The 25992-nt window shown below is 72.6% G+C and carries 24 protein-coding genes and 1 riboswitch; of the genes, 14 read left to right on the top strand and 10 right to left on the bottom strand.

Translation table 11 applies throughout. The features are described from left to right. Position 1: 1 nt before the first annotated feature. Both CGQ25_RS14180 and CGQ25_RS14175 read right to left on the bottom strand, forming a co-directional pair. On the bottom strand, positions 2-484 hold the full coding sequence (locus CGQ25_RS14180) for a cation:proton antiporter regulatory subunit (RefSeq protein WP_208710511.1): 483 nt from the start codon (positions 482-484) through the stop codon (positions 2-4). Between the two features lie 272 nt (positions 485-756). After that, the gene (locus tag CGQ25_RS14175) at positions 757-2133 is read right to left on the bottom strand and encodes an MFS transporter (RefSeq protein WP_208710510.1); all 1377 of its coding nucleotides are present in this window, start codon (positions 2131-2133) and stop codon (positions 757-759) included. Positions 2134-2252: 119 nt separating this feature from the next. On the opposite strand from CGQ25_RS14175, the gene CGQ25_RS14170 reads away from it, so the two are divergent. From CGQ25_RS14170 to mnhG, 6 genes are read left to right on the top strand one after another with little or no spacing between them, the layout of a single operon-like run. Continuing rightward, a complete protein-coding gene (locus CGQ25_RS14170; RefSeq protein WP_208710509.1) occupies positions 2253-5321 on the top strand; it encodes a Na+/H+ antiporter subunit A in 3069 nt (1022 codons plus the stop codon). Beyond that, complete coding sequence (locus tag CGQ25_RS14165; protein ID WP_208710508.1) at positions 5321-5857, top strand: Na(+)/H(+) antiporter subunit C; 537 nt, start codon at positions 5321-5323, stop codon at positions 5855-5857. Before CGQ25_RS14170 ends, CGQ25_RS14165 begins: the two co-directional genes overlap by 1 nt. Continuing rightward, positions 5854-7458, top strand: a complete 1605-nt coding sequence (locus tag CGQ25_RS14160; RefSeq protein WP_208710507.1) for a Na+/H+ antiporter subunit D — start codon at positions 5854-5856, stop codon at positions 7456-7458. Before CGQ25_RS14165 ends, CGQ25_RS14160 begins: the two co-directional genes overlap by 4 nt. Further along, positions 7455-8042, top strand: a complete 588-nt coding sequence (locus tag CGQ25_RS14155; protein WP_208710506.1) for a Na+/H+ antiporter subunit E — start codon at positions 7455-7457, stop codon at positions 8040-8042. Before CGQ25_RS14160 ends, CGQ25_RS14155 begins: the two co-directional genes overlap by 4 nt. Then, positions 8039-8326: a monovalent cation/H+ antiporter complex subunit F gene (locus tag CGQ25_RS14150; RefSeq protein WP_255405338.1), complete on the top strand. Its 288-nt coding sequence runs from the start codon at positions 8039-8041 to the stop codon at positions 8324-8326. The genes CGQ25_RS14155 and CGQ25_RS14150 overlap by 4 nt, the downstream gene beginning before the upstream one ends. Next, positions 8323-8766, top strand: coding sequence for a monovalent cation/H(+) antiporter subunit G (mnhG, locus tag CGQ25_RS14145; protein ID WP_208710505.1), 444 nt, complete (start codon positions 8323-8325; stop codon positions 8764-8766). The genes CGQ25_RS14150 and mnhG overlap by 4 nt, the downstream gene beginning before the upstream one ends. 14 nt (positions 8767-8780) lie before the next feature. On the opposite strand, the gene CGQ25_RS14140 is transcribed toward mnhG, so the two are convergent. Further along, positions 8781-9041, bottom strand: coding sequence for a DUF4235 domain-containing protein (locus tag CGQ25_RS14140; RefSeq protein WP_208710504.1), 261 nt, complete (start codon positions 9039-9041; stop codon positions 8781-8783). Between the two features lie 37 nt (positions 9042-9078). Continuing rightward, positions 9079-9218, top strand: a riboswitch (TPP riboswitch). A 43-nt stretch (positions 9219-9261) separates the two neighbouring features. Here CGQ25_RS14140 and CGQ25_RS14135 point away from each other — a divergent pair. The 6 genes from CGQ25_RS14135 (at position 9262) to CGQ25_RS14110 (ending at position 15514) form a co-directional block, all read left to right on the top strand. Then, positions 9262-9864 carry an ECF transporter S component gene (locus tag CGQ25_RS14135; RefSeq protein ID WP_208710503.1) on the top strand — a complete coding sequence of 201 codons (603 nt, stop codon included), beginning with the start codon at positions 9262-9264 and terminating at the stop codon, positions 9862-9864. 1 nt (position 9865) lies between these two features. Beyond that, positions 9866-11437, top strand: a complete 1572-nt coding sequence (locus CGQ25_RS14130) for an ABC transporter ATP-binding protein (RefSeq protein WP_255405337.1) — start codon at positions 9866-9868, stop codon at positions 11435-11437. Next, positions 11434-12276, top strand: a complete 843-nt coding sequence (locus tag CGQ25_RS14125) for an energy-coupling factor transporter transmembrane protein EcfT (RefSeq protein WP_208710501.1) — start codon at positions 11434-11436, stop codon at positions 12274-12276. The genes CGQ25_RS14130 and CGQ25_RS14125 overlap by 4 nt, the downstream gene beginning before the upstream one ends. Before the next feature lie 77 nt (positions 12277-12353). Beyond that, positions 12354-12737, top strand: coding sequence for a VOC family protein (locus tag CGQ25_RS14120; RefSeq protein WP_208710500.1), 384 nt, complete (start codon positions 12354-12356; stop codon positions 12735-12737). A 121-nt stretch (positions 12738-12858) separates the two neighbouring features. Continuing rightward, a complete protein-coding gene (locus CGQ25_RS14115) occupies positions 12859-14397 on the top strand; it encodes a UDP-N-acetylglucosamine 1-carboxyvinyltransferase (RefSeq protein WP_208710499.1) in 1539 nt (512 codons plus the stop codon). 49 nt (positions 14398-14446) lie between these two features. Continuing rightward, the gene (locus tag CGQ25_RS14110; protein ID WP_208710498.1) at positions 14447-15514 is read left to right on the top strand and encodes an NADPH:quinone reductase; all 1068 of its coding nucleotides are present in this window, start codon (positions 14447-14449) and stop codon (positions 15512-15514) included. Here the strand turns inward: CGQ25_RS14110 and CGQ25_RS14105 are convergent. Further along, positions 15501-15740, bottom strand: a complete 240-nt coding sequence (locus CGQ25_RS14105) for a hypothetical protein (protein WP_208710497.1) — start codon at positions 15738-15740, stop codon at positions 15501-15503. The genes CGQ25_RS14110 and CGQ25_RS14105 overlap by 14 nt on opposite strands. 146 nt (positions 15741-15886) lie before the next feature. Here CGQ25_RS14105 and CGQ25_RS14100 point away from each other — a divergent pair, with 146 nt between their 5' ends. Then, positions 15887-18145 (top strand): LuxR C-terminal-related transcriptional regulator, encoded by a 2259-nt coding sequence (locus tag CGQ25_RS14100; RefSeq protein ID WP_208710496.1) that lies wholly within the window; start codon positions 15887-15889, stop codon positions 18143-18145. On the opposite strand, the gene CGQ25_RS14095 is transcribed toward CGQ25_RS14100, so the two are convergent. Then, on the bottom strand, positions 18128-18610 hold the full coding sequence (locus tag CGQ25_RS14095; RefSeq protein ID WP_208710495.1) for a glutathione peroxidase: 483 nt from the start codon (positions 18608-18610) through the stop codon (positions 18128-18130). The two genes, CGQ25_RS14100 and CGQ25_RS14095, sit on opposite strands and share 18 nt — an antisense overlap. 155 nt (positions 18611-18765) lie before the next feature. Here CGQ25_RS14095 and CGQ25_RS14090 point away from each other — a divergent pair, with 155 nt between their 5' ends. Beyond that, positions 18766-19227: a DUF6326 family protein gene (locus CGQ25_RS14090; RefSeq protein WP_208710494.1), complete on the top strand. Its 462-nt coding sequence runs from the start codon at positions 18766-18768 to the stop codon at positions 19225-19227. A 129-nt stretch (positions 19228-19356) separates the two neighbouring features. Here CGQ25_RS14090 and CGQ25_RS14085 read toward each other — a convergent pair whose 3' ends face one another. From CGQ25_RS14085 to CGQ25_RS14065, 5 genes are all read right to left on the bottom strand, one after another. Next, positions 19357-20700: an MFS transporter gene (locus tag CGQ25_RS14085; protein ID WP_208710493.1), complete on the bottom strand. Its 1344-nt coding sequence runs from the start codon at positions 20698-20700 to the stop codon at positions 19357-19359. 236 nt (positions 20701-20936) lie between these two features. Then, positions 20937-21629, bottom strand: a complete 693-nt coding sequence (locus CGQ25_RS14080) for a GntR family transcriptional regulator (RefSeq protein ID WP_208710492.1) — start codon at positions 21627-21629, stop codon at positions 20937-20939. Positions 21630-21652: 23 nt separating this feature from the next. After that, a complete protein-coding gene (locus tag CGQ25_RS14075; RefSeq protein WP_208710491.1) occupies positions 21653-23422 on the bottom strand; it encodes a biotin carboxylase N-terminal domain-containing protein in 1770 nt (589 codons plus the stop codon). Continuing rightward, positions 23415-25178 (bottom strand): carboxyltransferase domain-containing protein, encoded by a 1764-nt coding sequence (locus CGQ25_RS14070; RefSeq protein WP_208710490.1) that lies wholly within the window; start codon positions 25176-25178, stop codon positions 23415-23417. The genes CGQ25_RS14075 and CGQ25_RS14070 overlap by 8 nt, the downstream gene beginning before the upstream one ends. After that, the gene (locus tag CGQ25_RS14065; protein WP_208713094.1) at positions 25178-25933 is read right to left on the bottom strand and encodes a LamB/YcsF family protein; all 756 of its coding nucleotides are present in this window, start codon (positions 25931-25933) and stop codon (positions 25178-25180) included. Before CGQ25_RS14065 ends, CGQ25_RS14070 begins: the two co-directional genes overlap by 1 nt. Positions 25934-25992: the final 59 nt, after the last annotated feature.

Below are 25992 nucleotides of genomic sequence, written 5' to 3'. Positions count from 1 at the left end.
GTCAGCCGTTGCGGAGGATCTTGGCCGTCTGGTCGAGTCCCTCCTGCGTGCCCACGGCCACGATGAGATCGCCGGTGCGGAGGACGACGTCGGGCGCCGGCGAGGCGAGCACCTCTCCTTCGCGCATGATCGCCACGATCGAGACGCTCGTCCGGGTGCGGATCGCGGCCTTGCCCATGGGCTGGTCCCGGAAGGGCGAGTCGGCGGAGATGTGGAACTGGCGGGTCGTGATGCCGGGCACCTCGCGGTGCTCCTCGGTCAGCTGCATGACGATGCGCTGGCCGCCGAGCAGGTTGCCGAGCGTCGTCGCCTCGTCGCCGGTGAGGGGGATCGAGGCCTGGCAGGTGTCAGGGTCGTCCCAGTCGGAGATGATGAGCTCGGTCTCGCCGTCGCGGTGCGTCACGACCCCGATCCGCCGACCAGACTGGGTCATGAAGTCCTTGCGGACCCCGAACCCCGGGAGGTCGGTCTCGTCAACGTTCATGGGACAACTCTAGTCTGTTGGGCTGCGGCCACGGGCTGCGCGAGCCGGGTCCGCCGCCTCCCGCCCCCACACCATTTCGGGTACGCCAGATTCAAGCCCAGGCGGTTTCGGGTACGCCAAATTCAAGCCCTGCCGGTTTCGGGTACGCACGACGCCGGGTGAGCGGCGCGCGCCGCCGACCCGCGCGGCGTCGTGCGTACCCGAGATGGAGGTGGAGGGCCTTTGGTGTACCTGAGATGGGGGTGGGGGTGTTTTGGTGTACCCGAGACGGATCAGGCGGCGGGGACGACGGCCGTCGCGACCTTTGCCGGGGGCTTGACTGGCAGCAGGACCAGGAGGCCCGCGAGCAGCACGGCCATGATCCCCACGATCCCCCAGCGCTGCGCCTGGCCGGGGGCGACGAGCGGCGCCGCGATCGCGATGCTGAGGCTGAAGAGGGAGGGGGCGAGGAAGCTGACGGCCCGGCCGGTCGTGGCATAGAGGCCGAACAGTTCCCCGGCCTCGCCGTCCGGCGCCAGCCGGGCCAGGTAGGCGCGGGCCGAGGACTGGGCCGGTCCCACGAAGAGGCACAGGAGCAGTCCGAAGACCCAGAAGGTGAGGGCCCCGTTCCACTCCATGCCTCCCAGGGAATGGGTCTCGTTCCCCAGGGACAGGATGGCCCCGGCGGCGACGAGCAGCCCCACGAGTGAGCCCACGATGACGCGCTTGGGGCCGACCACGTCGTCGAGCACCCCGCCCAGGACGGCGCCCGCCGCCGCGACCACGTTGCCGAAGATCGCGAAGAAGATCACCTGGCTCAGCGAGAACCCGAAGGTACCGGCCGCGATGACCCCGCCGAAGGTGAACACCGCCGCGAGCCCGTCCCGGAACACGGCGGAGGCGAGGAGGAAGTAGATGGTGTGCGGGCTCGTGGCCCAGATGGCCCGGATGCGCCTCCACAGGAGCGCATAGGAGGCGAAGAACCCGAGCCGCGCCTGGCGCCGGCGCGCCACCTCGGGCACGGCGAACAGCACCGGCAGCGAGAACACGATGATCCACAGCATCGAGAACACCGCGACGAGGCGGATGTTCAGGGACTCCTCGGTCGACGCGCCGAACCAGGCGAACGCGGGCTGGACGAAGAGGACGAGCACGAGCAGCAGGGCCACGATGCCGCCGAGGTACCCGGCGGCCCATCCGAAGCCGGAAACCTTGCCGATGGTCCTGGGTGTCGCGATCTGGTCGAGCATCGCGTTGTAGTTCACCCCCGCGAACTCGCTGAATACGTGCCCCGCGGCGATGAAGGACGCGCCGAGGACGAGCAGCTCCGGGCGCGGGTAGACGAAGAAGCAGGCCCCGGTGAGGACGGCCACGACTCCGGTGTTGACCCCGAGCCAGAGCCTGCGCCGGCCCCCCGAGTCCGACCTCTGCCCTGTGACGGGCGCGAGCAGCGCGATCGCGAGCCCTGCGATCCCGAGCGCCGCGCCCAGGACCGAGGAGGCGTGGTCCTCGGAGCCGAACGCCTTCGAGGTCAGGTAGACGGTGAACACGAACGTGGTCATCACCGCGTTGAAGGCTGCCGAGCCCCAGTCCCAGGCCGCCCATGCCACGACCTGGCGGCGCCGCAGGGGAGCGGTATGGCGGGAGAGTTCGGAGACCCCGGACGTCATACACCGCACTCTAGCGGTTGATAGACTGCTGGGACTGAACCCAACTGATGTGCCCCCAACTGATGTGCCGCCGCACCCAAAGCTGAGACAACTGAACTTCTAGTGAGCGGAGTCGACCCGTGCTGCCAGTCCTCGCCCTGCATTTCGCGGTGGCGATCGGCGCGCCGTGGATCTTCCGGCGGTGGGGCCGCGGCTCGTTCTTCGCACTGGCCGCGGTGCCGGCCGGGTCGCTCGTGTGGCTCGCCTTCCAGTACCCGGCGGCGTACTCCTCGGGCATCAGCGAGACGTGGCCGTTCATCCCCGAGCTCGGCGTCGAGATAGCCCTCCGGCTGGACCCGCTCGCGTGGACGATGTCCCTGCTCATCCTCGGCGTCGGCGCGCTGGTACTCCTCTACTGCTCCCGCTACTTCAAGCCGGGCGACGCCGGCCTGGGCGGCTTCGGCGGCCAGATGCTCGCGTTCGCGGGCGCGATGTTCGGGCTGGTCACCGCGGACGACCTCATCGCCCTCTTCGTCTTCTGGGAGCTGACGACCGTCCTGTCGTACCTGCTCATCGGGTACGCGAGCACCCGCCTCGCAGCGCGCCGATCGGCCCTGCAGGCACTCATAGTCACGACGGCCGGCGGCCTCGCGATGCTCGTCGGCTTCATCCTGCTGGGCGAGAGCGCCGGGACGTACCGCATCTCCACGATCCTCGAGCGCGCTCCGGAGCTCGCCGCCCAGCCTGTGACGGCGGCCCCGGTAGCGGTCGGCGCGCTGCTGGCCCTTGTCGGGGCCTTGAGCAAGTCGGCCCTCATCCCGTTCCACTTCTGGCTGCCCGCCGCGATGGCGGCCCCGACCCCCGTCTCGGCGTACCTGCATGCCGCCGCGATGGTCAAGGCCGGCGTCTACCTCGTGGCGCGCTTCGCGCCGGGGCTCGCCGGCACAGACTTCTGGCTCCCGGTGGTCCTCGGATTCGGCATCGCGACGATGGTCCTGGGCGGCTACCGCGCCCTGCGCCAGACCGACATCAAGCTCATCCTCGCGTTCGGCACCGTGAGCCAGTTGGGGTTCCTCGTGGCCGTCGTGGGCCTCGGCACCCCCGAGTCGGCGCTCGCGGGCCTCGCGATGGTCGTCGCGCACGCCCTCTTCAAGGCCGCCCTGTTCCTCGTGGTCGGCATCATCGACCACCAGACCGGGACCCGCGACCTCCGGCGCCTCTCCGGCGTCTTCCGGCGCTCGCGCGCGCTGGGCTGGACGGCCGCCCTCGCCGCCGCCTCCATGGCGGGGCTGCCCCTGTTCGGCGGCTTCGTCGCCAAGGAGGCGGTGCTCGAGGCGTTCGCGCACGCCCCCGTGGGAGGCGCCTGGGCCGGCGTCGTGCTCGCGGGCGCCGTGGCCGGCTCGGCGCTCACGGTCGCCTACAGCGCGCGGTTCGTGTGGGGGGCCTTCGCGCGCAAGCCCGGGGTCGAGGACATCCCCTTCACGCCGATCACCCCGCTCTTCGTCGCCTCGCCGGCGGTGCTCGCGGTGGCCGGGCTCGCCTACGGCGTGTGGCCCGCGCCCGTGGACGCGTGGGCGGGCCCCTACGCGGAGCAGGTCGCCCTCGGCGCGGGCGCGCACGACGGCGGCGCTTCGGCGGGTGCCGTCCCGCACCTCGCGGTTTTCCACGGACTCGGGCTTCCCCTCGCGCTCTCCGCGGTGTCCTGGCTCGTGGGCGCGGTCCTGTTCGCCGCCCGGTCGGCCGTGGCCCGGGCGCAGGAGTTGCTCGGCCCGCCCGTCGACGCGGAGCGGTCCTACCGCTCCATCATCGGGGCCCTGGACGACGCCGCGATCTGGGTGACCGGCCGCACGCAGCGCGGTTCGCTGTACTTCTACCTCGCCGTCATCCTCGCCGTCGCCGCAGCCGTGCCGTTCGCGGTGCTGCTCACCGGCACCGTGAGGATGCCCGGTCAGGGGCAGATGGTCCTGCTGGACCCGAAGTCCCCGCTCCAGCCCGTGATCGCCCTCGCCGTCGCGGTGGGCGCGCTCGCGGCCGTCCGGGCAAACAAGCGCTTCCTCGCCGTCCTCATGGTCTCCATCACCGGATACGGGATCGCACTGCTGTTCGCGCTCCAGGGCGCCCCGGACCTCGCCCTGACCCAGATGCTCGTCGAGACGATCGTGCTCGTCGCGTTCATCCTCGGCATGCGCCGGCTCCCGCCGCAGCTGCGTGACCGCACGGGCGGGCGCTACCGGGCGGTGCGGATCGTCGTTGCCCTCGCGTTCGGCAGCGCGGCGGTCCTCGCGGGGCTCGCGGCGATGGCCGCGCGGACGGCCACGCCTGTCTCGCTCGGATTCCCCGAGCTGGCGTACTCGGGCGGCGGCGGCCTGAATGTCGTCAACGTGACGCTCGTGGACATCCGCGCGTGGGACACGTTCGGCGAGATCTCCGTCCTCGCGCTCGCGGCGACCGGCATCGCGAGCCTCATCTTCGTCCGGCTGCGGCACCGCGACCTCGGGTCGGTCGATTCCGTCGAGACCGGCAGCGTGGGCCGGGTTCGGGGCGTCGAGGCCCTCTCGCGCGACGCCGCCGAGCTCTCCGTCGCGCGCACGTTCGCGACCCTGGCCCGGGATGCCTGGCTCGTGGCGGGGCGCACGCTCGCGCCCGAGCGCCGCTCCATCATCTTCGAGGTCGTCACCCGGCTCGTGTTCCACAGCATGGTCATCGTGTCCGTGTACCTGCTGCTCGCGGGCCACAACTTCCCGGGCGGCGGCTTCGCGGGCGGCCTGCTCGCGGGCCTCGCTCTCACCGTCCGCTACCTCGCGGGCGGCCGGTTCGAGCTGCGCGAGGCCGCCTCGGCGAGCCCCGGTGCGATCCTGGGCACGGGCCTCGCAACCGCCGCGCTCTCCGGCGCTGTGCCGCTGGCCTTCGGCGGCCAGGTCTTCCAGAGCGCCATCATCGAGCTGTGGCTCCCCGTGTTCGGGGACGTGAAGTTCGTGACGTCCACGATCTTCGACATCGGCGTCTACCTCGTCGTCGTGGGCCTCGTCGTGGACGTCCTGCGGTCGCTCGGCGGCAGGGTGGACGAGCAGATCGACGAGGACCAGCGCCGCGAGTCCAAGGCCGCCGCGAAGCGTGCCGAGCGCGAGGCACCGCTCATGGCGGCCCCGTTCGGGCCCCGCCGCCCCGGCGCACCTGAAGGCCCCGAGCAGAACGGAACGGACCAGTGATGACGGCCAACCTGACCCTCCTGATCCTGGCCGGGCTGCTCTTCGCCACCGGGATCTACCTCCTCCTCGAGCGCTCCCTCACGAGGGTGCTCCTCGGCCTCATGCTCCTGACCAACGGAGCGAACGTGCTCCTGCTCGCCTCAGGCGGCAGTGCCGGCCTCGCGCCGTTCTTCTCCAAGGGGACCGACCCCGCCGAATACAACGACCCGCTCCCGCAGGCACTCATCCTGACCTCGATCGTCATCTCCTTCGCGGTCACGGCCTTCATGCTCGCCCTCATCTACCGCACGTGGCAGCTGGGCCGGCTCGACGTGGTCCCCGACGACATCGAGGACCGCCGCGTGGCCGCCCAGTCCAGCTGGGACGCCGAGGACGACGCGGACGTCCCCGAGGACCTGTCCGAGTTCGTGAGCCCCGAGGAGGCCGCGGCCGCGGACCAGGTGGCGCTCGCGACGCCGGACCCCCGCCGCCACGGCGACCACTCCGAGCCCGCCCAGGTCCACTCGGCCATGCGCAAGGAGGGGGAGCGCGAGTGACCATCGCAAGCTTCGCGCCGCTCGCCGTCGCCCTCCCGATCTTCGGGGCCGCTCTGGCCTTCCTCCTGCTGCGGCAGGAGCGCGCCCAGCGGATCGTCACGATCTCGGTGCTGAGCCTGACGCTCGCGCTCGAGGCGCTGCTCCTGGTGTCGGTGTGGGAGGGCGGCACGGCGGCGGTGATGATCGGCGGATGGGCGCCGCCGTTCGGCATCACGATGGTCGTGGACCAGTTCTCCTCGCTCATGCTCGTGGTCTCGACCACGGTGAGCCTGGCCGTCCTCGTCTACGCCACGGGCCAGGGCATGGCCGACGGGGACAAGGACGGGCCGATCTCGGTGTTCCACCCGAGCTACATGATCCTCGTCGCGGGCGTCTCGAACGCCTTCCTCGCCGGGGACCTGTTCAACCTGTACGTCGGGTTCGAGATCCTCCTGACCGCGAGCTACGTGCTCATGACGATGGGCGGCACCGGGCCGCGCATCCGCGCGGGGGTGACCTACGTCGTCGTGAGCGTGGTCTCCTCGCTGCTGTTCCTCGTCGCGATCGCGATGGTCTACTCCGCCACGGGCACGGTCAACATGGCCGACCTCGCGGTGAAGCTGGGCGACCTCGACCCGGGCATGCAGACGCTCCTGCACTCCATGCTCCTGGTCGGGTTCGGGATCAAGGCCGCCGTGTTCCCGCTCTCCTTCTGGCTCCCCGACTCCTACCCGACCGCGCCCGCGCCGGTCACCGCCGTGTTCGCCGGCCTGCTGACCAAGGTGGGCGTGTACGCGATCGTGCGCACCGAGACTCTCCTGTTCCCCGGCGAGACGCTGAACGTCCCGCTCATGGTCGTCGCGCTCGCGACCATGGTCGTGGGGATCCTGGGCGCCCTCGCGCAGACGGACATCAAGCGGCTCCTGTCCTTCACCCTCGTGAGCCACATGGGGTACATGGTCTTCGGCGTGGCCCTGAGCTCGGTGCTCGGGCTCGCCGCGGCGGTGTACTACGTGGCGCACCACATCACCGTCCAGACGTCGCTGTTCCTCGTCGCGGGCCTGATCGAACGCCGCGGCGGGTCCTCCAACACTGACCGCCTTGCCGGGCTCGCGAAGCTCTCGCCGCTGCTGGCGCTGCTGTACTTCCTCCCCGCGATGAACCTCTCCGGCATCCCGCCGCTCTCGGGGTTCCTCGGCAAGCTCGGGCTCCTCCAGGCCGGAGTGCAGCTCGGGACGCCGCTCGCGCTCGTCCTTGTCGCCGCGGGCGTCGTCGTGAGCCTGCTGACGCTGCTCGCGATGGCCCGGGTGTGGAGCCGCGTGTTCTGGCGGCGGCCCGAGGACGCCGAGAACCCGGACCCGGCGCTGCTCGCCCCCGCGGCGGCCCGCACCCTGCCCCGGTCGATGGTCGGCGCGACGGCGGGGCTCGTCGTCGTGGGCCTGGCCCTGACCGTGTTCGCGGGGCCGCTGTTCCGGCTCAGCGAGCAGTCGGCCCAGGAGATGCTCGACCGCACGGGCTACATCACCGCCGTGCTGGGCCCCGATGCCGCCGCGCGCGCGGCCGCGAACCTGCAGTCCGGTGCCGAAGCAGCCGCCCCGGGCGGGACAGGGGGCGCACCGTGAGCCGGAGCCGCATCTCGCTGAAGAAGGAGCTCCCGCTCCTCGCCTGGCTCGTCGTCGTGTGGGGCGGGCTGTGGCAGGACTTCTCGGCGGGCAATCTCGTGTTCGGTGCGCTCATCGCGCTCGTCGTGACCCGGCTGTTCTACCTGCCCCCGGTCGAGCTCAGCGGCCGGTTCAACGTGCTGCACGCGCTCCGCTATGCCTTCGTGTTCGTGTGGCAGGTGATGGTGGCGAGCGCGCAGCTGATCTGGCTCGCGGTCACCAAGGGGCCGAACGTGCGCAGCGCCGTCGTCGCCGTGCCGCTGCGCAGCCACGCCGACCTGATGGTCACCGCGACCGGGCACGTCATCTCGCTCGTCCCGGGCTCCCTGGTGGTCGACGTCGACCGCGCCAACGCGACCCTCTACGTCCACTACATCAACGTGGAGGACGCCGCGGGCGCCGAGCGCGTCCGCCGCGACGTCCTGGCCGCGGAGGCCGAGCTCATCCGGATCATGGGGACCAGGGAGGAACTGGAGCTGCTGCGGGAAGAACAGCATCTGGAGCGGATGGCCTCCGCAGAGCCCGGCCAGGGAGGAGTCCGATGAGCGGGGCCGCCTCAGCGGTCATGCCCGTGGTCCTCGTGGTCTGCAGCGTCCTGCTGTCCCTCGCCGCCTTCGGGGCCATCGTCCGCATGATCAAGGGACCGGCGCTCCTGGACCGGGTGCTCGCCGCGGACGTCCTGCTGGTCGTCCTGGCCTCGGCCCTGGCCATCGACATGGCGGCGAACCGGCACACCGACCACCTCGCGCTCATCGTGGCCATCACGCTGATCGGCTTCATCGGGTCCGTGACCGTCGCGCGCTTCGTCCAGGACCGGAGGCGGCCATGACCCCCGAACTCGACGCCGCCCTCACCTGGGCCGCCGGTGTGCTCATGGTCGTGGGCTCCGCGCTCTCGCTCGGGGCCGCCTTCGGCATCCTGCGCTTCCCCGACCTCCTCACCCGCATGCACGCGGCCACGAAGCCGCAGGTGCTCGGGTCGCTCATGCTGCTCACCGCCGTCGGGCTCCAGCTGCGCACGTGGGCGCTCGTGCCGGTGCTCGTCGTCGCGTGGATCTTCCAGCTGCTCACCGTGCCCGTCTCGGCCCACATGCTCGGGCGCTCCGGCTACCGCACCAAGCACCTGGACAAGGCCCGGCTCTCCGTCGACGAGCTCGAGGACGTCGTGGCCCGCGTGGAACGCGGCGGGCCCGACGGCACCCATGGCGGCGGCGCGGCAGACGGGGCCGCGGGCACAGGGCACGACGGCGGCGCCTCACCGCGCGCCTGAAGGGCGCCTGAAGGCTAGACCACCTCGGGCGTGGACTTGTACCGGGCGATCGCGCGCTGCGTGTACCGCTGGGCGAGCGTCTGGATCACCGCGCCGACGCCCGCGGAGACGAGGGCGAACACGAGCGTGTCCCTCAGGCTCTCCTCGAGGTTCGTCGCGTCTTTCGGAGGGGCATGGCCGGTGCTCTTCTGCCAGGCGAAGTCGACGAGCTTCGTCGCCAGGATTCCGGCGCCGATGCTGATGGCCGTGCCGAGGAGCTTGATGAGGATGCTCATGACCGCCAGCCTAGCGCCCCGCGGGTAGACTGGACCGTACACACGACAGGGGAGCGTCGCCCCGACGCACGGCACAGGGCCGGGCGGCAAGGCGAAGGACGCTGAGAGTGCGGGATACCGCAGACCCTCGAACCTGCTCCGGCTAGTACCGGCGAAGGGAGTCGAGCATCTCAAGGCAGCAGCCGCTGCCTTCCCCTCCTGAGTCACAGGAGGACAAGCAATGTCTGCAATCAATGCGGCGCCGGCCAAGCACTCGTACAGCTGGCGCGTCGTCGACATCGTCGTCGCCGCAGTCGTCTCGGTGGCGTGCGGCGTCATCTTCTGGCTGTGGGACCAGGGGTACGTGGGCGTGCAGGCGGCGACGGCCGCCTTCGCCCCGCTGGGCGGCCTCTACGCCGGCGGCTGGGTCATCGCCGGCGTGCTCGGCGGGCTCATCATCCGCAAGCCCGGCGCCGCACTCTTCTGCGAGATCCTCGCGGCCGTGGTCGAGGCGCTCCTCGGGTCCCAGTTCGGCCTCGCCGTGCTGCTCTCGGGCCTCGTCCAGGGCGCGGGCGCGGAGCTGGCCTTCGCGGCCTTCCGCTACCGCCGCTGGAACCTCGGCGTCGCGCTGCTCGCCGGCGCCCTCTCGGGCCTCGCGCTCGGCGTCTCCGAGGTCATCATCTACTTCCCGGAGTGGGAGTTCGGCTGGCAGGCGCTCTACACGGTGCTCGCCGTCGTCTCCGGCGCCGTCATCGCCGGGCTGCTGAGCTGGCTCGCCGTCCGGGGCCTTGCCAGGACGGGTGCGCTGTCCGCGTTCGCGGCCGGCCGCACCGCGGACGTCTGACGTGCCGGGGGCCTCGGGCGCTGCCCGCCGCGGTCCGGCCGGCGTGACGGCCCGCGGCTGGGGCTGGCGGCATGCCGGCCGCAAGGCCTTCGCGGTGCGCGGCCTGGACCTGGACATCGCGCCGGGGGAGCGCGTCCTGCTGCTGGGCGCGTCCGGGGCCGGGAAGTCCACCCTCCTGCACGCGCTCGCCGGGGTTCTCGGCGCCGCGGAGGAGGGCGAGGAGCACGGCTCGCTCGCGGTCGACGGCGTGCCCGCGCCCCTCGCGCGCGGCCGCGCCGGCCTGGTCCTGCAGGACCCGGAGGGGCAGATCGCCATGGCCCGCGTGGGGGACGAGGTCGCGTTCGGCTGCGAGAACCTCGCCGTGCCGCGCGAGCAGATCTGGCCCCGCGTGCACCGCGCCCTCGACGACGTGGGCCTCTCCGTCCCACTCGACCACCCGACGTCGTCCCTCTCCGGCGGCCAGAAGCAGCGGCTCGCCCTCGCGGGGATCCTCGCGATGGAGCCGGGCCTCGTGCTCCTCGACGAGCCGACCGCCAACCTCGACCCCGCCGGCGTCGAGGAGGTCCGCGACGCCGTGCGCCGCAGCCTCGAGCGCACGGGGGCGACGCTTGTCGTCGTCGAGCACCGCGTCTCGGTGTGGGCGGACCTCGTGGACCGGGTCGTGGTGCTCGACGCACCCCACGGGCCCTCCACGTCCTCCGTGGGGAGCCTCCTCGCCGACGGGCCGCCGGACGCCGTGCTCGCCGACCGCGGCGCACGACGCCGGCTGGCCGCCTCGGGCGTGTGGGTGCCGGGCTGGCACCCGCTCACCGGGGAGGAGCCTGCACGGCCGCTCCGCGAGCGGAGCCGGACGGCGGTTGAGCGCAGTCGAAACCCAGGCGTCCTCCTCGCGGGCCAGGCGCTCGCCGTCGGCCGCTCCCCGAAGGCCCCGCCGGCGGTGACCGGGGTCGACCTGAGGCTCCGCGCGGGGCACGCCGTGAGCGTGACCGGACCGAACGGCGCGGGGAAGTCCACGCTCGCGCTCACCCTCGCCGGCCTGCTCCCGGCGGTCGGGGGGCGCGTCGACGCCCTCGCCGCGCTCGCCGCCGGCGCCTCGGCCAACCCCTACAAGTGGCGCTCGGCCCAGCTCGTGTCCCGGATCGGCAGCGTGTTCCAGGAGCCCGAGCACCAGTTCCTCACGCCGCGCGTGATCGACGAGCTCGAATTCGGCCCGCGCCGCGTGGCCCGCATGGGCGAGGCCGAGGTGCGCGCCGCCGTCGACCCCCTCCTCGAGCGACTCCGCCTGAGCAAGCTCGCCGGCGCGAACCCGTTCACGCTCTCGGGCGGGGAGAAGAGGCGCCTCTCCGTGGCGACCATGCTCGCCACCAGCCCGCGCATCCTCATGCTGGACGAGCCGACCTTCGGCCAGGACGCCCTCACGTGGGCCGAGCTCGTGAAGCTGCTCGCGGAGCTGCTCGATGAGGGCACCTCGCTGCTGGCCGTGACGCACGACGACGACTTCACCACGGCCCTGTCGGACTCCGTGTACCGCGTGGACAGTGGCCGGGCCGCCCTCGTGGAGGCCGCCGCATGAGCGCGGGCACGCCGGGCGCCGGCGGCAGCGCCGACATCCTCACCCCGGAGACCCCCAATTCGGTCCTGGCCCGGGCGAATCCCGTCGCGAAGCTCGCGGCCGGTCTCTGCATCACGGTGGCGCTCCTGTTCAGCGTCGACTGGGTCTCCGCCTCCGTGGCGCTCGCGTGCGAGCTCGCCCTCGTGCCGCTGCTCGGGGTGCGGCCGTGGACGCTGGCCCGGCGGACGTGGCCGCTGGCCGCCGCCGCGGCGCTCGCGGCCTATTCGACGGCGCTGCTGGCCGCGAAGACCGGCCCGGTCTGGCTCCAGCTCGGCCCGGTGGTGATGACCGAGCACTCGGTGCTCGCCGGCGTCGCGATCGGCCTGCGCGGTCTCGCGATCGCCCTCCCGGGGGTCTTCCTGCTGTTCTCCACCGATCCGACCGACCTCGCCGACGGTCTCGCCCAGAAGCTGCGCCTGCCGAGCCGGTTCGTGCTCGGCGCCCTGGCGGGCATGCGGCTCGTGGGGCTCCTCGTGGACGAATGGCGCACGCTCGGCCTCGCCAGGCGGGCCCGCGGCGTGGGCACCGGGCACAGCTATGTGGCCCGGTCCCGGGCCTTCCTCGGGCAGGCGTTCGCGCTGCTCGTGCAGGCCATCCGCCGGGCCACGCGGCTCGCCGTCGCCATGGAGGCGCGCGGCTTCGGTGGCATGGTGGACGGGCGCCCGGCCCCGCGCACCTGGGCCCGCGAGTCCAGCTTCTCCCGCCTCGACGCGTGGGTGGTTGCCGCGGGGGTGCTGATCGCGGCGTTCGCCGTGGGGGCCGCCGTCGTGCTCGGCACCTGGAACGTGGTCTGGGGCTAGCGGGCGCGGCCACTGGCGCCGCCGCCGCTGCGGTGGGATCGTGGCGGAGGGAGGAACCCCGCAGCAAGGAGCCTGAGATGTTCGAGATCGCGTCCTCCATGTCCAGCTTCAGCGTCGATGACCTCGAGAAGGCCCGCGAGTTCTACGGCGGGACCCTCGGATTCGACGTCCGGGACCAGATGGGCGGCCTGCATGTCACCGCGCCGGGGGGCCAGAGGATCTTCCTCTATCCCAAACCCGACCACCAGCCCGCCACGTTCACCGTCCTGAACCTCATCGTCCCGGACCTCGACGCGGCGCTGGCCGAGGTCGAATCGATGGGCCTCTCCCTGCAGAAGTACCCGAGCACTCCCGAGATGCCCGTCGACGACCGGGGCGTCCTGCGGGACCCGGCGACCGGCCACGGCATCGCGTGGATCGCGGACCCCGCCGGGAACGTCATCGGGATCACCAGCAGCTGACGCGGCCCGCGGGGGCACCATATCTCATGGATTTCTGTTACCCGTCGGTGCGGATGTGATTTTCGCGTGTCAGACGGCCTGAATTGGGGCTCCGTATAGCAAGCATGATATTTTCGTGGGCATGGCCCAACAGACCGCAGAGACCGTAGGCGTGCTGCTCCGCACCGTCCGCTCCGACCGGGGCTGGACCCAGGGGCAGCTCGCCGCCGAGCTGGGAACGAGCCAGAGTGCCGTCGCCCGCATGGAGCAGGGCAAGCAGAACCTGAGCCTGAAGATGATCCAGCGGATCGAGGACATCCTCGGCCGCCAGATCGTGAACGTCGGCGCGCCCAAGATGACCCACCTGAGGGTCGAGGGCGGGCGCCGCCTCTCCGGCTCCGTCGACGTCAACACCTCCAAGAACGCCGGAGTCGCCCTGCTGTGCGCCTCCCTCATCAACCGGGGCACGACGACGCTCCGCAGCCTCGCGCGCATCGAGGAGGTCAACCGGATCGTCGAGGTCCTGACCTCGATCGGCGTCGAGTGCGTCTGGCTGCCCGCGGCCGACGGCGAGCCGCGCGACCTGCAGATCCGCCGCCCCGCCGTCCTGAACCTGGACGGCATGGACGTGGAGGCGGCGCGCCGCACCCGCAGCGTCATCATGCTCCTGGGCCCGCTGCTCGACGAGCGCAGCGAGTACAGGCTCCCCTACGCCGGCGGCTGCGACCTCGGCACCCGCACGGTCGAGCCGCACATGCAGGCGCTGCGCGAGTTCGGCCTGGCCGTCGAGGCCACCGCCGGCTTCTACACCGTCCGCGCGCCCGAGGCGGACCGCGCCGACCGCTCCTTCGTGCTCACCGAGCGCGGCGACACGGTCACCGAGAACGCCATCATGGCCGCGGTGCACCGCGAGGGCGTGACGGTGATCCGCAACGCGAGCCCGAACTACATGGTCCAGGACCTGTGCTTCTACCTGCAGGCCCTCGGCGTGCAGATCGAAGGGGTCGGGACCACCACGCTGAAGATCCGCGGCAGGGCCCGGATCGAGGCGGACATCGACTACTGGCCCTCCGAGGATCCGATCGAGGCGATGAGCCTCATCACCGCCGCCATCGTCACAGGCTCCGAGGTGACCGTGCGGCGCGTGCCCATCGAGTTCATGGAGATCGAGCTCGCCACGCTTGCGACCATGGGGCAGAAGCTCGTCATCTCGGGCGAGTACACGGCCCGCAACGGCCATACGCGGCTCGTGGACGTCACGACCATTCCGTCCGAGCTCCACTCGCCCGCGGACAAGATCCACCCCATGCCCTTCCCGGGCCTGAACATCGACAACCTGCCCTTCTTCGCCGTCATCGCCGCGAACGCGACCGGGCAGACCATGATCCACGACTGGGTCTACGAGAACCGCGCGATCTACCTCACCGAGCTCAACCGGCTCGGCGCCAACGTGCAGCTCCTCGACCCGCACCGCATCTACGTCAACGGTCCCACCAAGTGGCGCGCTGCCGAGGTGGGGTGCCCGCCCGCCCTGCGTCCGGCGGCATGCATCCTGCTGGCCATGCTGGCAGCGCGCGGCACGAGCGAGCTGCGGAACATCTACGTCATCGAGCGCGGGTACCAGGACCTGGCCGAACGGCTCAACTCGATCGGCGCGCGGATCGAGTACTTCCAGGGCTGAGCCCAGCGAGCCCCCCCAGGCGGTTGAGGGGATGGGGCAGGATGGGTCCATGGCTGACACCGACAGCACGACCACCAGCAACCCCGCCCCCGGCACCGCCTACCGCGCCGTCATGTACAGCGCGACGGGCCCGTCCTCGGTCCTGACCCTGCGCGAGCGAGCCCTTCCCGAGCCCGGCGAGGGGCAGGTCCGGGTCCGCATCGCGGTCGCGGGCGTCAACCCGACGGACTGGAAGGCCCGCGCCGGCGGCACCTACCCGGGCGCCCTCGACGGCTGGCACGTGCCCGGGCAGGACGCCGCGGGGACGGTCGACGCCGTCGGGCCGGGTGTCGAGGGCCTCGAACCCGGGCGGCGGGTCTGGCTCTGGGACGTCGCGTACGGGGGGACCGAGGGCACGGCGCAGGAGTACGTCGTCGTGCCGGCGGACAAGGCGCAGCCCCTCCCGGACGGCGAGTCGTTCGAGACGGGCGCGTCCCTGGGCATCCCGGCCCTGACGGCCCACCGTGCGCTCACCGCGCGCGAGGGCGGTCCGGCCCGGCTCGCCCCGGGCGCGCTGAACGGCACTACCGTCCTCGTGACGGGCGGCGCGGGCGCGGTCGGGCATGCCGCGATCCAGCTCGCGCACTGGGCCGGCGCCACCGTCGTCGCGACGGTGAGCGGCGGCGAGAAGGCGGCGCTCGCCCGCGCGGCGGGGGCCGACGTCGTCGTCAACTACCGCGAGCAGGACGTCGCCGCGGAGGTGCGCCGCGTGGTGCGTGGGGGAGCGGAGCTGATCGTGGACGTCAACGTCGCCGCGAACATCGGCGCCGACCTTGCCGCGGTCGCCACCGGCGGCACCGTCTCCGCCTACGCCGCGACCGGCGACGAGACGCTCACCCTGCCGGTCCGCGCCGCGATGGGGAAGAACGTGCGGTTCCAGTTCATCCTCACCTACACGGTCACCGGGGCCCAGAAGCACGACGCCGTTGCCGCCGTCGGCGCGGCCCTCGCCGACGGCGCGCTCAGGGTAGGCCAGGACCACGGCCTGCCGCTGACCCGGTTCCGGCTCGAGGAGACGGCCGCCGCGCACGACGCGGTTGAGGGAGGGCTGGTGGGCAAGGCCCTCATCGACGTGTGAGCCGCGCGTAGAGCGCCATGAGCCGTGGCATCACGACATACGAGGCGACCGGGACGACCACGAGGGTCATCGCGAACACCTGCAGGACGGCGGGCCACGCGTGGACGAGCGGGCTGAGCACCGCCTGCGCCGCCAGCACGAGCGGGAAGATGGCCGCCCACGTGACGAGCGCCCGTTCGTGGACGTTGAGGGGGATGGGGGTCTTGGCGGGGGCTGCGGTGTGCATGGCGGGCTCCTCTCGGGTCTGGTGCCTGTCGCTGATGCCTTCACGGTAGGCGTGGGGAGGGGGCCCGGGCATCGGTGCATCCACCCACGTGGGTACTCATCCGCACGCCGCTGGACCCCCCTTGCCGGCGCGCGGATACTGGCAGCATGGCCACGGGATCAGCTCCCGCACCGCCGCACGGGCCCGGCCGCGTCCCCGCCTCCGCCAGCAGCTTCAGGGGGCGCGCGCACGAGGTGGCCGCGGTCGTCGAGGCTCTCGCTGCCGGCCGGCTCGTGACGCTCACGGGCCCCGGCGGCGTGGGCAAGACCCGCGTCGCGCTGGCCGCCGTCGGCGCCGCCGCCGAGCGGTTCGGGCGGCCCGTCTTCGTGGACCTGACCAGGATCGGGGAGGGTTCCCCGGTCTCGCTCGCCGTCGCGGAGTCGCTGGGGCTGCGGGACCTCACCGACGAGTCCGCGCGCTCGGCGATCCTCTGGTGGCTCGAGGCCGGCGGGGCTCCCGGGGAGGTGATGTTCGTCGTGGACAACGCGGAGCACGTCCTCCAGAATGCGGCCTCCCTCGTGGCGCTGCTGCTGGCCGGGTCGGAGGGCTGCCGGATCCTCGTCACGAGCCGCCAGCCGCTGCGCGTCGCGGGCGAGCGGGTCCTCGCGGTCGGCCCCCTGCCCGTGGACGACGCAGAAGCCCTCTTCTGGGACCGCGCCCTCGCCCTGCGCCCGTCGCTCGGGGACACACGCGAGGCGCGCGAGGCCTCCCGCGCCCTGTGCAAGCGCCTCGACGGGCTGCCGCTCGCCGTCGAGCTCGCCGCCGCCCGGGCCTCCGTGCTGACGCCGCAGGAGCTGCTCCCGCGGCTGGACCGGCGGCTGGCCGCGCTGGGGACCGGACCCACCACCGCGCCCGCGCGCCACCGGACGCTGCGCGCGTGCATCGCGGGGAGCGTCGACGCGCTCGGGGCGCAGGAGCGCGCCGTCTTCGAGGCGTGTGCCGTCTTCGCGAGCCCGTTCGACGCCGAGGCCGCCGCCGCCGTCGCCGGCGCGACCCTGGACCACCTCGAGGAGCTCGTCCTGCGGTCCCTCCTGCAGACGGGCGAGGACGCCCGGGGCAGGACCACGTTCAGGCTCCTCGAGAGCCTGCGCGAGTTCGCGCGGGAAGGGCTCGAGGCATCGGGGACGCTCGAGGGCGCGCAGCGGCGGCACCTCGCCTGGCTCGGCTCGGTCTTCGGCGCCGGGACGTTCCCGTCGGTGCTCGAGGCGTCCCGGGTGGGGGAGCGCTCAGACCTGCTGCCCGACCTGCGGGCGGCTCTGGACTTCGCGGTGCGCGCGGCGCCCGCCGAGGGCCTGCGGCTCATGGCGGCGACACGCGAGCTCTGGTTCCGCAACGGCCAGGACGAGGGGCTGGGCTGGGCCCTCCGGCTCCTCGAGCGGCACGCCGGGCGGGACGAGGCGCGTGCCGCAGGGCTCGTCGTCGCTGCGAACCTGCGCACAGTCCGGCAGGAGACCGAGCTCGCGGGGGCGCACGTCGACGAGGCACTGGCGCTGCTCGACCCGCGGTCCGCGGCGGCCGCCGAGGCGCTGTTCTACCGTGCGGTGTCCCGGGCCCTCGGGCACGACCCCGAGGGCGCAGACCGCGCCGCCGTTGCGGCGATGGAGGCGTACACCTCCCTTGGCGACGCCGCGGGAAGGAGCCGGGCGCTGTGTGCACGCGGCATGGCTGCCGTGTGGGGCCACCGCGAACAGGACGCCCTCGAGATCCTCGAGGCGGCGTACCCGCTCGCCGCCGAGGCCGGGGATGCGTTCGCCCAGGGGATCGCGCTCACCTACGGTGGCCTCGCCGAGTCGACCCTGGGGCGCAGCGCCGAGGCCCGCGACAGGCTCTTCCGAGCAGTCGAGGTGCTGGCGGGGATCCGCGACGTCACCATGCGCGCGATCGCCCTCGCGCGGCTCGCGGCGCTGACCGTGCGGCGGGACCCGACGACGGCGGCGCGTGCCGCTGCTGCCGTCTCGCGGCGGGAGGGCGCGGGCGGGCGGTTCCACGAGATCTCCTCGGCGGACCTCGACCACGTGCGCGCCACCGCCGAGCTCCTCCTCGGCCCCGGGGGCCTCGCCGCGGTCTGGGGCGCGGGGGAGAAGCTCCGGTTCGCCGACGCGGCGGAGGAGCTGCGCGCCGCCTGGGACGCGCACGACGCCGAGAGCCCCGCAGCCCTCACCGCGCGCGAGCTCGAGGTGGCAGAGCTCGTGCGCAGCGGCCTGGGCAACGCCGCGATCGCCGAGCGGCTGACGCTCTCGGCCCGGACCGTGGAGAACCATGTCGCCCACGCGCTGGCCAAGCTCGGGCTGCGCAGCCGGTCCGCGCTCGCGGTGTGGGCGGCGGAGCGTTCGGCGGAGCGGGCCTCCTCAGCGCGCCAGCGCTGACTCGATGAGCGCGACGATCGCCGGATCGTCCGGAGGGACCTGCGGGCGGAAGCGGTGCACGGCGCCGTCGGGCATCACGAGGAACTTCTCGAAGTTCCACTGGATGCGGCCCGAGCGCCCGGACGCGTCGGAAGCCCTCGTGAGCTCGCGGTACAGCGGGTGCGCCCCGCGTCCGTTCACCCAGACCTTCTCCATCACGGGGAACGTCACGCCCCAGGTCTGCGAGCAGTACTCCGCGATCCTCTCGGCGTCCCGGTACTCCTGGAGGAACTGGTTGCTGGGGAAGGCCAGGACCGTGAAGCCCCTGTCCCCGTAGAGGCTCTGGAGCTTCTCGAGCTGTTCGTACTGGGGTGCGAGGCCGCACCTGCTGGCCACGTTGACCACAAGCCGGACCCTTCCCGCCCACTCGCCGAACGTCGTCGTGCGCCCGTCGAGGGTCGTGACCGCGATGCCGTCGAGTTCCATGCCGGCCTCCTGCTCTCACTGGGTCAAACGAATCGCGCGGCTGCCCGGTTCAGTCAACGGGGACCTTCGGCACTTCTACGCAATGTAGAAGAGGCGCATCCTGAAGGTGGAGGCCCGCCCGGGCGGGCGGCTCTCCACCTGAGGAGGTGGCGACGATGCGGTCGTTGATGTGGAAGCTCCGGATCGCCACGCTGTGGGTGTTCTACGCGGTGGGCATGATCCTACTGTTCCTGCTGGTGCTCATGGAGCCCGGATTCATCGATGGGCTCCGGAACGGCCGGATCCTGGAGATGGCGGTCGACAGCCCTGTGACGCTGGAGATGGCGGCGTTCGTGCTGGTCCCGCTGGTCCTGGCGTTCCTGACGTTCGTCCTGACGGACACGGTCGTGCGCTGGGTCAACGTGGTCGCGGGCGCGTTCTTCGGGGCCATGATGGTCTGGGACGTCTTCGAGCACTGGGGTGCCGCGGTGATGGCCGCGCCGGTGGTGTCCGAACTGGTCGCGCTCTCCGGGCTCCTCGTCGTCGTGATGGCGCTGATGAAGCCGAAGGACGAGTTCGCCGAAGTCGAGCGCAAGGACGCCGACGCGCACCATAGGGGCCACACCCTCGCGGCCTGAGAAGCCGCGCACAGGACGTGACTCTCAGGAAGTGACCCCCAGAAGGTGACCCCCAGACCGGAATGGTCTGGGGGTCACCTTCTGGGGGTCACGTGCTGGAAGGGTGCTGGGGGGCGAATCCTCCGGCGGTCAGCCGACGTGGTCGGCCTTGACGAGGGCGATCTCCTCCTCGGTCTTCGGGTCGCGTCCTATCGCGAGGCCGACGATCGTGACCACGGACGCCACGGCGAGGTAGACCGCGATGAGGACCCAGCTCGCCGTGGCCTGGTACAGCGCGGTGAACACGAGCGGGGCGATGGCGCCGCCCACGACGCCGGCCAGCGTGTACGCGAGCGAGCTGCCGGCGTAGCGCAGCCGCGCCGGGAACTGCTCGGTGATGAACGCCGCCTGCGGGCCGTACATGAACGCGTGGAGCGCGAGGCCGACCACGACGCCGATGGTCAGGACGACCACGGACCGGCTCTGGACCGTGAGGAAGAAGACCGGGATCCACACGGCGGTCGCCGCGGCCGCGATGCCGTAGACGAGGCGGCGGTTGAAGCGGTCCGTGAGGGCGCCGGCGGCCGGGATGAGCACGAGCTGGAAGGCGGAGCCGATGAGGATTGCGGTCAGGACCGTGCCCGTGGTCATGCCGAGCTCCTTGGTCGCGTACACGGCAACGAAGACGGTGAACAGCGAGTAGAGGATGTCCGGGCTCAGGCGGGACAGGATCGCCGCGGCCAGGCCGCGCGGCTGCGTCCTGATCACTTCCGCGATCGGCGCCTTGGGCCGTTCCCCGTGGGCCTCGATGTTCTTGAAGACCGGGGTCTCCTCGAGCTTGAGTCGGATCACGAGGCCGAAGACGACGAGCAGGGCGGAGGCGAGGAAGGCGACGCGCCAGCCCCAGGAGAGGAAGGCGTCGTTGCTGAGGGTCGCGGCGAGCACGGCGAGGGCGCCGTTGGCGAGGAGGTTTCCGGCCGGCGGCCCGATCTGCGCCGCAGAGGACCACAGCCCGCGCCTGCTCGGGTCCCCGAACTCGCTCGAGAGCAGGACGGCCCCGCCCCACTCGCCGCCCACACCGATGCCCTGCGCGAGGCGCAGCAGCACCAGGATCAGGGGCGCGACGGCGCCCACGGTGCCGTACGTGGGCAGGACGCCGATCAGCACGGTGGCGATGCCGATGAGCAGGAGGGTCACGACCAGGACGTGCTTGCGCCCGATCCGGTCGCCGAGGCGGCCGAAGATGATGCCGCCGATGGGGCGGGCGAGGTAGCCGATCGCGAAGGTCGAGAAGGAGAGCAGGAGCCCCACGAACTCGTCCCCGGAGGGGAAGAAGATCTTCGGGAAGACCAGGGCGGAGGCCACGGAGTAGATGGCGAAGTCGTAGTACTCGAGGGAGGTTCCGGTGAGGCTCGCGATGTAGGCCCTGATGGCGCCCGGGGGGATTTTGCGGGCCGCAGGCGGAGTACCGTGCGACGGTGCGTGGGTGCTCATGCTGGTGTCCTTCGTGGGGGGCGGTTTCTGGATGGCTGTGACGCTCATCTCATCGAGCGCATAGATCAAGCATGCACTATGACTGGGGTTTGTTCAACAATCCTGTGTGAAAAATTCGACGGCTTGAGCTGGGATGCCCGTCCGAGGGGTTTCCAACACCGTCCGTCGGCCATCGCACCCCAGCGCAAGGGGGTCTTTGTTGAACAATCAACGCGCGAGGAGCAGAAGCGGAAGGGTCAGGAGGCGTGCGCCTGTCCTTCGACGGCCTCGAGCAGCTGCAGCTCGGCGCGGTCCAGATAGCTGACCATGGCCTCGGCCGCGGCGGTGTTGCGCCCGGCCTCGAGCAGCCGGGTGATCGTGGCGTTCTCCTCGACGTACGGCGCGTGGAAGCGGGGGTCGGAGCCCATCGTGGCGAACACGAGCCGCATCTCGGCGAGGATCTGCTCCATGAGCGCGTCGAGCCGCCCGCTGCCGGCCCGGGCCACGATCGCGCGGTGGAACTCCTGGTTCGCCGTCGCCATGGCTGGGACGTCGCCAGCCTCGGCGGCCGCCCGGGCCCGGCGCACGACGGCGTCGAGCGGCTCCGCTGTCTGGGCCGGCGCCCAGAGCAGGCAGCTGGGCTCGATGAACCGCCGAACCCTGTAGATCTCGCGGATGTCCTCGGCCGTGGGATGCGAGACGAAGACACCGCGGTTGGGGATGCGGGTGACGACGCGCTCGGTCGCGAGGGTCGCGAAGGCCTCGCGCAGGGTGTTGCGCGAGACGCCGAGGGCCTCGCGCAGCTCCTCCTCGGCCAGCTTCGCCCCGGGGGCGAGCTTCCCCTCGGTGATGGTCTGCCGCAGCTGGGCGGCGACCCATTGGCTCGTCTCGGCGTGCTTCGTGTTCCTCGCGGCGGCGCGCAGGGAGGAGAGGACTGCCTCGGACGTCATGGCCCCAGCCTAGTGGGGAGCGGTCAGCCGATCGTCGTGAGGACGCTGCCCGCTGCGACGGCCTCGCCGGGGGCGGCTGCGTGCTCGCCGAGGGTCCCGGAACGGTGGGCGGAGACGGTCGTCTCCATCTTCATCGCCTCGATCACCACCACGGCGGTCCCCTCCTCGACGCCCGTTCCGGGCTCCACGAGCCACTTCACCACGGTGCCGCCCATCGCGGCGGTGAGGTGGTCGGGGGAGGGGGCCGCGCCGTCGTGCGCGGGGACGGACGACGGCGTGCCGGCCGCTCCCGCCGCCGACCCCACCCCTGCCGCGGCGAGCCCCGCGAGGAGCGCGGCGGGCAGGCCCAGGGTGACCCGGCGCCCGTCGAGGTCGATGGCGAACGTCTGCCGCGGCGCGTCCATAGGTGCGGGCGCGAACTCGGGGCTCGCGGCGAGCGGGTCCGCGAACTCGGACTCGATCCACGTGGTGTACACGCGGAAGCCGTCCGCGCCGTCCTCCGCGGCGAACGCCGGGTCCGCCACGACGGCCCGGTGGAAGGGCAGGACGGTCGGGAGGCCGGAGACCTCGAATTCGGCCAGGGCACGGCGGGCGCGCCGGAGCGCCTGCCGGCGGTCCGCGCCGGTGACCACGAGCTTGGCCAGGAGCGAGTCGAACTGGCCGGGCACGGTGGAGCCGTCGCGCACGCCGGAGTCCACCCGGATCCCCGGGCCGGTCGGCACCGCGAAGCGCGCCACGGTACCCGGCGCGGGCAGGAAGCCGCGCCCCGGGTCCTCGGCGTTGATGCGGAACTCGATGGAGTGGCCGCGGGGCTCGGGGTCCGTCAGGACGGGCAGCGTCCCGCCGGCTGCGATCGCGAGCTGCGCCGCCACGAGGTCGATTCCGGAGGTCTCCTCGGTGATGGGGTGCTCGACCTGCAGGCGCGTGTTCACCTCGAGGAAGCTGATGGTCCCCTGGCTGTCGAGAAGGTACTCGACCGTGCCGGCGCCGACGTATCCGGCCTCGCGGCAGATCGCCTTCGCGGACTCGTGGATGCGGGACCGCTGCTCGGGGGTGAGGAACGGCGCGGGCGCCTCCTCGACGAGCTTCTGGTGGCGTCGCTGGAGCGAGCAGTCTCGGGTCCCGACGACGATGACGTTGCCGTGGGTGTCGGCGAGGACCTGGGCCTCGACGTGACGCGGACGGTCCAGGAACTTCTCGACGAAGCACTCCTCGCGCCCGAACGCGGCGCGGGACTCCCGGACCGCGGAGTGGAAGGACTCCTCGATCTCCTCCGCCGTCCGGGCCACCTTGAGGCCGCGGCCGCCGCCTCCGAACGCTGCCTTGATGGCCACGGGCAGCCCGTGCTCGGCGGCAAAGGCGCGCACTTCCTCCGCGCTCGCGACGGGACCGTCGCTGCCGGGGGCCAGTGGCGCGCCGGCGCGCACAGCGACCTCGCGCGCGCTCACCTTGTCCCCCAGGAGCCGGATCGTCTCCGGGGAGGGGCCGATCCAGATCAGGCCCGCGTCGAGGACAGCCTGGGCGAAGTCCGCGTTCTCGGAGAGGAACCCGTAGCCGGGGTGGACGGCATCGGCCCCGGCCCGCTCCGCGACGTCGAGGATCTTGCCCGCGTCGAGGTAGGTCTGGGCGGGGGAGGTCCCGCCGAGGGCGTAGGCCTCGGTGCAGGCGGCGACGTGGACGGCGTCGGCGTCCTGGTCGGCGTAGACGGCCACGCTGGCCAGCCCGGCGTCGTCGCACGCGCGGGCAATGCGGACGGCGATCTCGCCGCGGTTGGCGATGAGGACCTTATGCATCGGCATTTCCTTCGGGGGTCGTGGGGGCGGCGCCGGGCTGGGGCACGAAGCGCACCGCGGCGCCCGGTGGCAGCTGGGCCGCGAGGTCGAGGTCGGCATCGACGACGACGCCGATCACCGGGTAGCCGCCGGTCACCGGGGCGTCGGCGAGGAACAGGACGGGCAGGCCGCTCGCGGGGACCTGGAGGGAGCCGCGGGCCGTCCCCTCGCTAGTGAGCTCGCCCTCGCGGGACCGCTCCAGGGGTGCACCGTCCAGCCGCAGGCCGACCCGGCTGGACTGCGGGGTCACGGTCCACTCCTGGGCGAACAGCGCCGCCTTGGACGCGTCGGTGAACCAGTCGTCGCGCGGGCCGGGCAGGACGTGCAGCTCGGTGACGGCTCCCGGGAGCTGCGGCGGGACCTCGGGATGCCCCACGACATGGGCGCCGCGCACCGGCAGCACCGCGAGCGTCTGGCCGTCGGCCAGAGGGGCCGGTCCGATCCCGGAGAGCGAGTCGGCCGAGCGGCTGCCGAGCGCGGGCGGGACGTCGAGGCCGCCGCGCACCGCGACGTACGCCCGCAGCCCTGCGCCGGCGGTGCCGAGGGCCAGGGTCTCGCCGGCCAGCAGCGCGAACGGCGCGTCCCGCGGCGCCTCCCGCGGCGCCTCCTGCGCTGTTGAGGGGTCATGTCCGTGCGTTGAGGGGTCATGTCCCTGCGCGCTGTCCGCCCGTGGCGTGATGCGCAGCGGGACGTCGGCGCCGGTGACGGCGAGGACCTGGTCCGCTTCGGCGCGGAGCTCGAGGCCGCCGAGCAGGACCTCGAGGCCCGCGGCCCCGGGCTCGTTGCCCACCATCCGGTTCGCGCGCCGCAGTGCCCCGCGGTCGAGCGCTCCCGAGACGCTCACCCCCAGCGCCGCGCGCCCTGGCCGCCCGAGGTCCTGCACCGTCGTCTGGAGCCCGGCGCGCACGACGACGAGCCCTCCTGACGCGGCCCGCCTCCCCGAGGCGTCGGCAGGCTGCGCGGCCGAGCGCCCGTCCTCCCCGGAATTGTCGGCTGCGCGCGGGTGCGCGGCGCCTGCACCCGCGGCAGGCCGACAATCCGCGGGGCTGGAGGCGGCGTGGGTGAGCGTTGCGCTCGCCCGGACGGGGACGAATCGGACCCGGTCGCCGGGCTGGACGAGGGCGGGATCCTCCCGGGAGAGGTCCCACATGACCGCGTCCGTGTGCCCGATCAGCTGCCAGCCTCCGGGCGACTCCCGCGGGTAGACCGCGGTGTATGTTCCGGCCAGTGCCACCGACCCGGCCGGAACCACCGTCCTGGGCGACGTCCGCCGCGGGACGGAGGGGGCGCCGTCGTGCGTCAGATAGGTGAACCCGGGCGCGAAGCCGCCGAACGCGGCGTCCCACTCCTGGCCCGAGTGCCCGGCGACGAGGGCCTCGGGGCTTGCGCCGGTGAGCCGGGCGGCCTCGGCGAGGTCGGCGCCGTCGTACACGGTCTCGATCCGCACGAGCCGGCCGCGCTCCCGTTCGGCGTCCTCGAGGTGGAGCCCGCGGACGTAGTCGGCGGCGCGGGCGACGCCGGCGGCGGACTCCGCGACCACGAGGACTGTCGTCGCGGCGGCCACGACGTCGACGACGTCGAGCCGGCCGTCCCTCCGGGCGGCGGTGAGCTGGGACGCCAGGGCCAGGACGCTGCCGAGCGAGCGCAGCTCGACGAGCAGGGCCCGGTCCCCCGCGGGGCGCACTCCGACGACCGGGTTCACGAGGGTCTGGGCCATCACGCGAAGCTCTTGATCTCGACGCCCGCGTCCGTGAGGGCTGCGCGGATCCTGGCGGCCATGGCGACGGCGCCGGGGGTGTCGCCGTGCACGCAGATGCTGTCGGCGGCGACGGCGACGTGGCTTCCGTCGACCGCGCGGACCTTGCCGTCGAGGAGGCGGAGGACGTGTTCAACGATCTCGTCGATGTCGTGGAGCACGGAGCCCGGCTCGCGCCGCGAGACGAGCCTGCCCTCGGGGGTGTAGGCCCGGTCGGCGAAGGCCTCGGTGACCGTGCGCAGCCCGGCGGACTCGGCGGCGCGGCGGATCTCCGAGTCGGGCAGGACGAGGAGCGGGAGGGAGGGGGCGACTTCGGCGACGGCCTTCGCCACGGCCCTGGCCTGCGCCTCGTGGTGGACGATGGCGTTGTAGAGCGCGCCGTGCGGCTTGACGTACTTGACCTCGGTGCCCGCCGCGCGGGCGAGGCCCTGGAGGGCGCCGATCTGGTAGATGACCTCGTCGGTGAGCTCGCTCGCCGGGACGTCCATGAAGCGGCGGCCGAATCCGGCGAGGTCCCGGTAGCCGGGGTGGGCGCCGACCGTTACGCCGGCGGCTGCCGCGGCCTCGCAGGTGGCGCGGATCTGGAGCGGGTCGCCCGCATGGAAGCCGCAGGCGACGTTCGCGCTCGAGACGCTCGCGAAGATCGCCGCGTCGTCTCCGAACGTCCAGTTCCCGAACGATTCCCCGACGTCGCTGTTGAGGTCGATGGTGGCCATGGTGATCTCCGTCTCATCGGTGTGCTGCATCCAGCATGCACCATGAGCCGGGATTGTTC

It is taken from the genome of Sinomonas sp. R1AF57 (genome assembly GCF_002224485.1).
Taxonomy (GTDB): domain Bacteria; phylum Actinomycetota; class Actinomycetes; order Actinomycetales; family Micrococcaceae; genus Sinomonas; species Sinomonas flava.
The sequence above is the reverse complement of the archived record's forward strand: the minus strand, read 5'-3'. Positions and strand labels throughout refer to the sequence as shown.

What these genes read in the sequence shown, in the direction of transcription:
- CGQ25_RS14110 (WP_208710498.1), top strand. Translation starts at nt 14,447, where the DNA reads ATGGCTGACACCGACAGCACGACCACCAGCAACCCCGCCCCCGGCACC.
- CGQ25_RS14085 (WP_208710493.1), bottom strand. Translation starts at nt 20,700, where the DNA reads ATGAGCACCCACGCACCGTCGCACGGTACTCCGCCTGCGGCCCGCAAA.
- CGQ25_RS14095 (WP_208710495.1), bottom strand. Translation starts at nt 18,610, where the DNA reads ATGGAACTCGACGGCATCGCGGTCACGACCCTCGACGGGCGCACGACG.
- CGQ25_RS14070 (WP_208710490.1), bottom strand. Translation starts at nt 25,178, where the DNA reads ATGGCCCAGACCCTCGTGAACCCGGTCGTCGGAGTGCGCCCCGCGGGG.
- CGQ25_RS14105 (WP_208710497.1), bottom strand. Translation starts at nt 15,740, where the DNA reads ATGCACACCGCAGCCCCCGCCAAGACCCCCATCCCCCTCAACGTCCAC.
- CGQ25_RS14125 (WP_208710501.1), top strand. Translation starts at nt 11,434, where the DNA reads ATGAGCGCGGGCACGCCGGGCGCCGGCGGCAGCGCCGACATCCTCACC.
- CGQ25_RS14140 (WP_208710504.1), bottom strand. Translation starts at nt 9,041, where the DNA reads ATGAGCATCCTCATCAAGCTCCTCGGCACGGCCATCAGCATCGGCGCC.
- CGQ25_RS14100 (WP_208710496.1), top strand. Translation starts at nt 15,887, where the DNA reads ATGGCCACGGGATCAGCTCCCGCACCGCCGCACGGGCCCGGCCGCGTC.
- CGQ25_RS14115 (WP_208710499.1), top strand. Translation starts at nt 12,859, where the DNA reads ATGGCCCAACAGACCGCAGAGACCGTAGGCGTGCTGCTCCGCACCGTC.
- CGQ25_RS14150 (WP_255405338.1), top strand. Translation starts at nt 8,039, where the DNA reads ATGAGCGGGGCCGCCTCAGCGGTCATGCCCGTGGTCCTCGTGGTCTGC.
- CGQ25_RS14165 (WP_208710508.1), top strand. Translation starts at nt 5,321, where the DNA reads ATGACGGCCAACCTGACCCTCCTGATCCTGGCCGGGCTGCTCTTCGCC.
- CGQ25_RS14180 (WP_208710511.1), bottom strand. Translation starts at nt 484, where the DNA reads ATGAACGTTGACGAGACCGACCTCCCGGGGTTCGGGGTCCGCAAGGAC.
- CGQ25_RS14135 (WP_208710503.1), top strand. Translation starts at nt 9,262, where the DNA reads ATGTCTGCAATCAATGCGGCGCCGGCCAAGCACTCGTACAGCTGGCGC.
- CGQ25_RS14075 (WP_208710491.1), bottom strand. Translation starts at nt 23,422, where the DNA reads ATGCATAAGGTCCTCATCGCCAACCGCGGCGAGATCGCCGTCCGCATT.
- CGQ25_RS14120 (WP_208710500.1), top strand. Translation starts at nt 12,354, where the DNA reads ATGTTCGAGATCGCGTCCTCCATGTCCAGCTTCAGCGTCGATGACCTC.
- CGQ25_RS14080 (WP_208710492.1), bottom strand. Translation starts at nt 21,629, where the DNA reads ATGACGTCCGAGGCAGTCCTCTCCTCCCTGCGCGCCGCCGCGAGGAAC.
- CGQ25_RS14065 (WP_208713094.1), bottom strand. Translation starts at nt 25,933, where the DNA reads ATGGCCACCATCGACCTCAACAGCGACGTCGGGGAATCGTTCGGGAAC.
- CGQ25_RS14175 (WP_208710510.1), bottom strand. Translation starts at nt 2,133, where the DNA reads ATGACGTCCGGGGTCTCCGAACTCTCCCGCCATACCGCTCCCCTGCGG.
- mnhG (WP_208710505.1), top strand. Translation starts at nt 8,323, where the DNA reads ATGACCCCCGAACTCGACGCCGCCCTCACCTGGGCCGCCGGTGTGCTC.
- CGQ25_RS14090 (WP_208710494.1), top strand. Translation starts at nt 18,766, where the DNA reads ATGCGGTCGTTGATGTGGAAGCTCCGGATCGCCACGCTGTGGGTGTTC.